General features: G+C 38.7%; 2 protein-coding genes. Both read left to right on the plus strand.

Translation table 11 applies throughout. The features are described 5' to 3' along the window. Nucleotides 1–462: 462 nt before the first annotated feature. Entirely contained in the window at nucleotides 463–630 is a 168-nt protein-coding gene (locus tag JRI95_17080) for a hypothetical protein (GenBank protein MBW2063259.1), read from the plus strand. Nucleotides 631–737: 107 nt separating this feature from the next. Beyond that, entirely contained in the window at nucleotides 738–1,958 is a 1,221-nt protein-coding gene (locus JRI95_17085; GenBank protein MBW2063260.1) for a DDE-type integrase/transposase/recombinase, read from the plus strand. Nucleotides 1,959–2,172 lie beyond the last annotated feature (214 nt).

Here is a 2,172-nt window from a genome sequence, read left to right on the forward strand (position 1 = left end):
AGGATTTCCCTCTGTCCCAAACTCCGGTTTGGGACGGAAGTTGAGGCGGTAACTCCGTTACCGTATAACATGGTTAAGAAACAAAATGATGTCAAAATAAATAAAGATTATTTGTATCAGTATTGAGCGGGGCCGATGCCCCGTATTATTGTCCGCCCTGGAAAAAATTTCCAGGGCGAGCAGCGGGTGCTTCGGTTATAGGCGCGACCAGTCTCCTTTCCAGAGTCTTGCTCTATGTAAATGATTCAGCCTATAACCTATCTACTCCGTGTTTATTATAATTTATAAACACGAAGCTCAGTCACCAATCCTTTTTTCATACTCGTCTCCTTTTATAGATAAGCGTACTGTCAAAAGTTTTTATAATTAATACAACTTAACTTTTTTATTGTTAATAATTTACTTGCATATTTATCTCCCTCCCCCTATATTTTAATAGTAATTTTATTTAGGAGATTGTTTATGGATCGAATTTCTCGCTTTGTCATTTGGATTTGCTCAAAGTTTGATCGCGAACAAATACTGCGTATTATTGAGGAACTACAAGAAATTCTCGCCAATAAAAATCCAAACGTAAAACCTAAAGACGACTTAAAAAAAAACATCCAAACTACAGGGACTTCTTCGTAGACCCGCTTAAGCCGCTTAAAGCATCGCCTCGGAAAAAAGCTTCAAAACCTTCATTAGATTGGCGGAAACGCCTTGAACTTTATCAACAGACTCACGGTCGGCCTCTCATGCCTATTCAGCATAGAAATGCAAACAAAAAAGTCCCTAATAATATATCTTGTCCACACTGCGATGCGCCGTCCGATTTTCTTTATTTCAACGATGGCAAACGGCGACAACAAATCCTGTGCAAGGTCTGCGGCGTTCTTTTTCAAATCGACAAAAAATTCCGTAAACCTAAAACCAATTATTGGTGCCCTCATTGCGGATATGCTCTTTATCGATGGAAAGAACAAAAACTCGTCACCATTTACAAATGCGATAATGATCGATGTCCCGCCTATGTATCCGCTTTGAACAAACTTAACACACAAGAAAAAGAACTACGAAAAACCAAATCCTCTCAATTTAAACTGCGATATCAATATCGTGATTATCACTTTATCAAAGAACAACTTGAACACTCAAAACCAGATCCCGTCAAAGTCGACCTGGATAAAATTCATAACTCTCCAAATGTCCTGGGACTTGCTCTCACCTTTCACGTCTCCTTCGCCATTACCGCCAGAAAAACCGCTCTTATCCTAAAAGATGTCTTTAATATCTCTATCTCTTATCAAACCGTTCTTAATTATGCCGAATCCGCCGCTCCTTATTGTCATCTCTTTAATCTCAAGTATAAAGGTGATATTGATGACATTAGCGCAGGCGATGAAACCTATATCAGAATCACCGGAAAACACGCCTTTGCCTTCTTTTTTATCTCAACTAATAATCATAAAATTACCGCTTACCATCTCGATCATTCAAGAGGAACCCTTCCCGCTACCGTCGCTATGCTGGAAGCTTGCCGTACCAGCAAACCAGATCAAGAAATACTCTATATTACCGATGGAAATCCGGCTTATCCTGCTGGCATCCATTATATCAACGAACGAAGAGACCCTAACAACCCGATAAAACATCGTAAAGTTATCGGCCTTCAAAATCTGGATGAAGAATCTACTTTGTACCGTCATTATAAACAAATCATTGAACGGCTAAATAGAACTTATAAATTTCACATTCGAAACGCCTATGGCTTTAATAACTTTAACGGCGCCGTCTCTTTAACAACTCTTTTTGTTACGCATTATAACTTCCTAAGACGTCATATCGCGCTCAAGTATAAAACGCCTGTCTGTTTACCTGAACTTGAGAGCATTAATACTATTCAAGGTAAATGGTGTCGCATTATTGAGCTTGCAAAACATATTGTTCCTTTGGAATATGATTCGTTCAATCTTTAATTTATTTTGACTTTTTCATTACTATTTTCTATATTTTTTCATCCGGTGAAACAAAAGCAGGCTCTGCTGAGAAGCAACCTGCCGAGGGATAACCGGATCAATGGCAACAGGGTAAGAGCTTTTAATATGCTCTTGCCCGTTTTTGTTTCCAGGTTGCCATTGTTATGCCTTGAAAACCTCTTGCTGTTAACTTAAACTTCGTATGTCTTTATAA

It is taken from the genome of Deltaproteobacteria bacterium, from assembly GCA_019308995.1.
Taxonomy (GTDB): domain Bacteria; phylum Desulfobacterota; class Desulfarculia; order Adiutricales; family JAFDHD01; genus JAFDHD01.

Coding starts and splice junctions, on each gene's coding strand:
- JRI95_17080 (MBW2063259.1), top strand. CDS start 463: ATGGATCGAATTTCTCGCTTTGTCATTTGGATTTGCTCAAAGTTTGAT.
- JRI95_17085 (MBW2063260.1), top strand. CDS start 738: ATGCCTATTCAGCATAGAAATGCAAACAAAAAAGTCCCTAATAATATA.